The following is a 6,602-nucleotide window of genomic DNA, read 5'->3' as shown; positions in this document are numbered from 1 at the left end:
AAGTGGACGGATTGATGAAATTAAAGGGATAAATCCCTCTGATTCCACCGGATGCGTACCAAATGAGCAAATGAGGAGCATTAGTGCTCTTGATTCCACCGGATGCTATCCCAGCGATAGTCTAAGTGGAGCGATGTGTGGTCGTCTTATAAGCTTCATGGCCTGCATGAGCTTGTATTAGCTTGCACAGCGCCCATCGCTCCAGCCGGACGCGCCCTTTGGGCGAATTCAGTCTTGAAATTTAACGCTCAAAGCAGGTTTAACTCAACTACAACTGAACTACAACTGAACTACAACTGCTCTTCCTTAACAATCTCGACCTCAATCCCTGCCGGTGCTATAGGCCCGGGACCGCCCGGATCATCCTCACGCTCAGCGATAATGATTTCATAAATCCGCAGGAAGAGGATTTTGAGAATCATATATACAGGCAGCGCAATGAGCACACCGATAATGCCGAAGAAGTCGCCGCCTATCAGGACAAGCACAACGGTTGTCAGCGGATGTACATCCAGAGATTTACCATAGATAATCGGTGACAGCACATTGTCCTGAATCTGCTGGGCAACGACGATGATGATCAGAGACCAGAGTGCCATCGAAGGGGATTCAATGAATCCTACGATAATAACCGGAATCGCTGCCAGCAATGAGCCGACATAAGGAATGAAGTTAAGCGGAATGGAAATAACGGCTAGCAGTAGTGAATACGGCAGGCCGATAAACAGAAATCCGATGTAGAGCATGATGCCCAGCACCACATTCAGCAGGACGCGCGTAACGATGAAGCCGCTTAGCGCACTGTCGATATCCTTCAGCATATCCTGGCCTTCCTTGCGGTACTTTCTTGGAATCAGGCCTTGAAGAATCGGTGACAGCTTATATCCATCTTTCAGCATGTAATAGAGAATAATCGGCAGTGTAGCAATGACTACTACAATACTGGAGATGACACCGATCAGGTTGGACATGGAATTAGTCACCCAAGTGATGGCGCTATTTACGTACTCTGTAAGCCTTGTTGTTAAATCGGTATCGCCTTTGAAGAAACGTGAGAAGGACGGATCATTCTGGATTTTGTTGAACTGATTCTGCAGCCCCTCTACCAGATACGGCGTATTATCGATGAAATTCTGGATTTGTTCACGCAGGGTCGGCCAGACCAGCACCCAGAACAGTACGAACAAACCGATGAAGACGAGATAGATTAGGAGAATCGAGAGTGCACGTCCAAGTTTTTTGGTCTCCAGGAAGTTGACGAGCGGGCGGAGCAGATAATACATGAAGCCCGACAGCATCATTGGCACAAGCAGCAGATTAAAGATGGATACGAGCGGCGTAAATAGGAAAATAACTTTGGAACCCAGATACAGTATCGTCAAAAAGGCGATAATGGCCAGGCATGTCCGGAAATATTTGCTTTGAAGCACAGCAGCCCCCCCCAATCTCTTGATTTATGTTTATGTATACGCATCAGGAGCAGCAGCGTTCTATCTTATTTTAAAAGACTGCTGTATATCATTTGCCTGATTCTATCTTTATAACCGAATTAGGAGAGAATGATTCACTAACGCAGAGACTTCCCGTCAGGTTCAAGCTGCAGGCAGAGTGGTAATATCGCAATAACAGGAGGGATGTTAGATGCCTACATTGGTACTCGGGATTTTTGGACATCGGAGCGATGCTGCACTGGCGATTGGGGAATTGAAAGAGAATGGAATCAAATCGAAGAATATATCTGCAGTCACGAAGCAGAAAAATACGCTGGAGATCATCACCCATGATACCGGAATTGGTGCTACGCAGAGCGGGGAAGGCAATGAGGGCTTGTTCGGTACAGCCCGCGGGTTAGGAGTGGGACTGGATATGCTGGCCGATACTGCTGTGGCTGCGGGTCCGGCTGCACGCAAACTGGCTGGAGCCGATATTGAAACGGATGGTCTTACTGTAAGTCTGATCGGTATTGGCATTCCGCAGGAGGATGCGGAGGCTTATGCCAGGCATGCCGAGCTGGAGCATATTATAGTCATTGTCTTCCTTGATGAGGAGGAGCAACGCGAGAAAGTGGACTCTATATTCGCCAAGCATCAGGTTCTCCCTTTGAAGATTTCATAAGCAAAAGAATATATCAACGCGGCCGGCGGGATTTTCGTCTGGCTGCTTTTTTTTTTCGTGATTGTACGAATAGAATAGGGTCCACTTCAAAGCCTGCCTGTCCTCCGGTTTCTTTGGTGACTTGTTTGGCTTTGACCAGGGAGAGAAAAGCAAAGATTTCACCTAATGCCCCAAAACCTGCGGCAATGATTGCATAGTCTTCGGCACTGAGTTCTTCAGCTTCTGCAGGGGAGGATTTGCCCGCACCTCCGCTAGTGTTATTGTTGTTACCGCCTGTATAGCCGGATCCATAATTATTATTGTTATAGGCCATCTCCTGTTCACCCGCTTTTCCCCATATGTAATATAAAATATGTCGATGACCGCGTTTGTGAAATAGGCGTTCGGGTGGTTATTTGCTGCTGCCGCTATTTGACCCTTTCAGGATGAAATGAGCAGAGATGAGCATCCATGCAGCCATTCGATCAGCGGATAACGGAAAAAGCCACTGTATAAGGGATATTATAAGCTTTTTTCGTGAAAAATAAGCGGATAAAAAAGCACTTTACAGTTTATGAAAACGCTGTTACAATCATAAATGAGCAGAAATGATCAATATCAGTCACGAATGAGCTTTTATTCAAATTCAATTAACAATAAGCCCGAACACAAATAGACGATTGTGTATAAAAGGAATCCGGCAGCACGTGCTGCAAGTCCGAGGAGTGAAGCGCATGTTTGAAGAAGAACGGAAGCTGAGTATTCTGCAGTTTATTGAGAACCATACAAGAGCATCGGTTCAGGAGCTGAGCCAGGAGCTGTCCGTCTCAGAATCAACGGTCCGCCGAGATCTCAAGGAGCTTGAGGAAGCGCGGCTGCTGAAGCGTACGCATGGCGGGGCGGTATCCCTGCAGAGTGTGAATTTTGAAGCGGCTGTTCCGGATAAGGAAGACCGGTTCCTTGATGAGAAGCTGCGGATTGCCCGCAAGGCTGTGGAGATGATTGAGGAAGGCGATGCTATTCTTCTGGATGGCGGAACGACTACGCTGCATATTGCCCGGGCGCTGAAATCATTCCGTAATCTCAAGGTCATCACCAACTCGATTATGGCGCTTAATGAGCTGAAGGATTGCCGCCATATCGAAGTTTCGATTACAGGCGGAATGCTGCGGCCGGACACGATGGCTTTTGTCGGACCGATGACAGAACGCTCACTGGATATGGTTCGGGTAGACAAAGCCTTCCTTGGAACCAACGGGCTGGATATACGTGAGGGCATCACAACTCCGAATATGCTGGAGGCTGCAACCAAGCGTAAAATGATTGCTGTCGCAAAGCAGACTATTCTGCTCGCAGACCATAGCAAGATCGGGCAAATCTCCTTTTGTAAAGTGGCGGATCTGCAGGAGATGGATCACTGCATTCTTGATACGGATACGCCGGATAACTTCCGCCGGGAGCTGGAGAAGATGGACGTTGATTATACATTGGTGTGAGTGTGAGAAGAAGACAAACATTATAAATGAGGGATAAATGATGATTTATACAGTGACACTTAATCCTTCCGTCGATTATATCGTGGAGGTTGAAGAGTTTACACTAGGCGGGTTAAACCGGATGAAACGGGATATGAAGCTGCCCGGAGGGAAGGGAATCAATGTATCCCGCGTACTGAAGCAGCTGGGGGTCGAGAATACGGCAACCGGATTCCTTGGCGGTTTTACGGGCGAATATATTGAACAGTGGCTGCGCCAGGAGATGATTGCAAGTGATTTCGTTCATATAGCGGATGATACCCGGATCAATATCAAGCTGAAAGCCGGGGAAGAGACGGAAATTAACGGAGCCGGACCGGAGATTTCGCAGCCCGAGACCGCTTCTCTGCTGCACAAGCTGGATGCCCTGAAGCAGGGGGATGTTGTTATTCTGTCGGGAAGTACTCCACCGTCACTTGGCGGAGATTTCTATAGCAGGCTGATCGCAGTATGCAAACAGAAGGGGGCAGAGTTTGTAATTGACACAACGGGACAGGCGCTGAAAGACGCGTTGCCCATGGGACCGCTGCTTGTCAAACCGAATCACCATGAGCTGGCAGAGCTGTTCGGCGCTCAGATCAGCACCAGGGCGGAGATTATTACCTACGGGCGTAAGCTGCTGGATGCGGGGGCCAGGCATGTGCTGGTATCGATGGCCGGCGAAGGCGCATTGTTTATTTCCGAGCAAGGTGTCTACCATGCGGGTGCTCCTGCGGGGCAGGTGAAGAATTCAGTAGGTGCTGGAGATTCCATGATCGCCGGGTTTGTGGGGACCTTGTCGCTGACCGGAGATGTGCTGGAGGCATTCCGTGCCGGCGTCGCCTCAGGAAGCGCAACGGCATTCTCGGACGATCTGGCAGACAGACAGAAGATTGAACAGCTTCGGCCGCTCGTTGTAATTTCCCAGCTGTAAACGAGATCATGAAAGATTTTAAGTAAAACGGGGAGTTGAGATTAATGAAAATTACAGATTTGATGATACAGGAAACTATGATTATGGAGCTGCAGGCTACAACGAAGGAAGCGGCGATCGACGAACTGATTGCCAGCCTCGCGGCCAGCGGACGCATTAATGACGTGAAGCTGTTCAAAGAAAAGATACTGGACCGTGAAGCCCAGTCCAGCACCGGAATTGGCGGAGGCATCGCCATGCCTCATGCCAAGACTAAAGCTGTGAATGAAGCGACGGTTGTGTTCGCCAAGAGCAGCGCCGGACTAGATTTTGCTTCCCTGGATGAAGCGCCGGCTCATTTGTTCTTCATGATCGCTGCGCCGGACGGAGCTGGAAATATGCACCTGCGCACACTGGCTGCATTGTCAAGGCTGCTCATTGAAAGCGAATTCATCGAGCAGCTCATGAGTGCCAAGACTCCTGCTGAAGTAACGCGCTTGTTCGATGCCAAGCAAGCTGAGGCCGAAGCTCAGGCGGAAGCGGAAGCGGAAGCTAAGGCAGCTGCGGAGCAAGAAGCCCGGAAGACAGCGGCGCCGCAGGCTGAACCTGCACGGATGATCACCGGGAACCCGGATTCGCAGAGCTTTGTTGTGGCTGTGACAGCATGTCCTACGGGAATTGCCCATACCTACATGGCTGAAGATGCCCTGAAGAAGAAAGCCAAAGAGATGGGAGTTAACATCCGTGTAGAGACGAACGGTTCTGAAGGTGCGCAGAATGTGCTGACTGCGGATGAGATTGCCCGGGCAAGCGGAGTTATTATCGCTGCGGACAAGAACGTGGAGATGGACCGCTTCAACGGCAAGCCTGTACTTCAGCGTCCCGTAAGCGATGGAATCCGCAAGTCAGAGGAATTAATCCGCATCGCGGTCCAAGGCAATGCGCCAATCTACCGCAGCTCCGGCCGTAATGAGGATGGTGCCGCATCGGCGAAGTCCGGTACAATCGGAAGCAAGATTTATAAAGACCTGATGAATGGCATCTCCCACATGCTGCCGTTCGTAGTGGGCGGCGGGATTCTGCTGGCGATCTCCTTCCTGATTGAACAGGTAGCCAGTGTCGATAATCCGCTGGTGAAGCTGCTGCAGACGATCGGCGGAGGAGACGGGGCGTTCCACTTCCTGATTCCAATCCTGGCCGGATTTATCGCACTTAGCATCGGCGATCGTCCGGCACTGATGCCTGGTATGGTCGGCGGGATCATGGCCCTGAATGCCAATGCCGGTTTCCTCGGCGGCCTGGCTGCCGGTTTCCTGGCCGGTTATGTGGTTGTTATGCTCCGCAAAGCCTTCTCTGGCCTGCCGCGTACCCTTGACGGTCTGAAACCGATTCTCCTGTATCCGGTATTCAGCTTGCTTATTACCGGCGCAGTTATGTTCTATCTGTTCAATCCGGTGTTCAGCTGGATCAATGAAGGTATGATTGATGCGCTTAACCATCTTGGTACAGGCAACAAGGTACTGCTGGGATTGGTGCTTGGCGGTATGATGGCCATCGATATGGGCGGTCCGTTCAATAAAGCAGCATACACTTTCGCTATTGGCGTATTCACTTCAAGCGGAAACACGAACGGGTTGATGATGGCTGCTGTTATGGCCGGAGGGATGGTGCCTCCGCTGGCAATCGCCCTGGCCACTACCTTCTTCAAGAATAAATTCTCGGATACCGAACGCAAGTCCGGTTTGACCAACTACGTGCTGGGCTTATCGTTCATCACCGAAGGCGCCATTCCGTTTGCTGCAGCCGATCCGCTCCGTGTGCTCACTTCCTGTATCGTGGGTTCAGCCGTAGCCGGCGGACTGACCCAGCTGTGGAATATCAATGTTCCTGCGCCGCATGGAGGCGTGTTCGTAGCCTTCTTATCCAGTAACGCGCTGCTGTTCCTGCTGGCCGTCCTGATCGGCTCCGTCATTTCCGGGCTGATGCTGGGCCTCTGGAAGAAGCCGCTCGCATTGAAATAACATAATCATTCCTGTCCTGAACCGTATGGAAGCAGAGCAACATTCTGCATTCATACGGTT

General features: G+C 50.5%; 6 protein-coding genes. 4 read left to right on the top strand and 2 right to left on the bottom strand.

The window, feature by feature from the left end:
* Window positions 1–290: 290 nt before the first annotated feature.
* The gene (locus tag GC101_RS08340; RefSeq protein ID WP_076245694.1) at window positions 291–1,430 is read right to left on the bottom strand and encodes an AI-2E family transporter; all 1,140 of its coding nucleotides are present in this window, start codon (window positions 1,428–1,430) and stop codon (window positions 291–293) included.
* A 211-nt stretch (window positions 1,431–1,641) separates the two neighbouring features.
* Between GC101_RS08340 and GC101_RS08335 the strand changes: the two genes are divergently transcribed.
* Complete coding sequence (locus tag GC101_RS08335; RefSeq protein ID WP_171716822.1) at window positions 1,642–2,115, top strand: general stress protein; 474 nt, start codon at window positions 1,642–1,644, stop codon at window positions 2,113–2,115.
* Between the two features lie 13 nt (window positions 2,116–2,128).
* Here GC101_RS08335 and GC101_RS08330 read toward each other — a convergent pair whose 3' ends face one another.
* Complete coding sequence (locus tag GC101_RS08330; RefSeq protein WP_171716573.1) at window positions 2,129–2,428, bottom strand: hypothetical protein; 300 nt, start codon at window positions 2,426–2,428, stop codon at window positions 2,129–2,131.
* Between the two features lie 400 nt (window positions 2,429–2,828).
* Here GC101_RS08330 and GC101_RS08325 point away from each other — a divergent pair, with 400 nt between their 5' ends.
* From GC101_RS08325 to GC101_RS08315, 3 genes are read left to right on the top strand one after another with little or no spacing between them, the layout of a single operon-like run.
* Entirely contained in the window at window positions 2,829–3,590 is a 762-nt protein-coding gene (locus GC101_RS08325) for a DeoR/GlpR family DNA-binding transcription regulator (RefSeq protein WP_171716821.1), read from the top strand.
* 40 nt (window positions 3,591–3,630) lie between these two features.
* Window positions 3,631–4,542, top strand: a complete 912-nt coding sequence (gene pfkB / locus GC101_RS08320; protein WP_171716843.1) for a 1-phosphofructokinase — start codon at window positions 3,631–3,633, stop codon at window positions 4,540–4,542.
* A 44-nt stretch (window positions 4,543–4,586) separates the two neighbouring features.
* Complete coding sequence (locus GC101_RS08315; RefSeq protein ID WP_171716820.1) at window positions 4,587–6,542, top strand: PTS fructose transporter subunit IIABC; 1,956 nt, start codon at window positions 4,587–4,589, stop codon at window positions 6,540–6,542.
* The last annotated feature ends 60 nt before the right edge of the window (window positions 6,543–6,602 follow it).

Source organism: Paenibacillus phytohabitans (assembly GCF_013141775.1).
Classification (GTDB): domain Bacteria; phylum Bacillota; class Bacilli; order Paenibacillales; family Paenibacillaceae; genus Paenibacillus_AQ; species Paenibacillus_AQ phytohabitans.
This window is presented reverse-complemented; position numbering and strand designations above follow the sequence as displayed.

Bases quoted from the DNA above. Each gene is read 5' to 3' on its own strand.
- GC101_RS08335 (WP_171716822.1), top strand. From the start codon at position 1,642: ATGCCTACATTGGTACTCGGGATTTTTGGACATCGGAGCGATGCTGCA.
- GC101_RS08330 (WP_171716573.1), bottom strand. From the start codon at position 2,428: ATGGCCTATAACAATAATAATTATGGATCCGGCTATACAGGCGGTAAC.
- GC101_RS08325 (WP_171716821.1), top strand. From the start codon at position 2,829: ATGTTTGAAGAAGAACGGAAGCTGAGTATTCTGCAGTTTATTGAGAAC.
- pfkB (WP_171716843.1), top strand. From the start codon at position 3,631: ATGATTTATACAGTGACACTTAATCCTTCCGTCGATTATATCGTGGAG.
- GC101_RS08315 (WP_171716820.1), top strand. From the start codon at position 4,587: ATGAAAATTACAGATTTGATGATACAGGAAACTATGATTATGGAGCTG.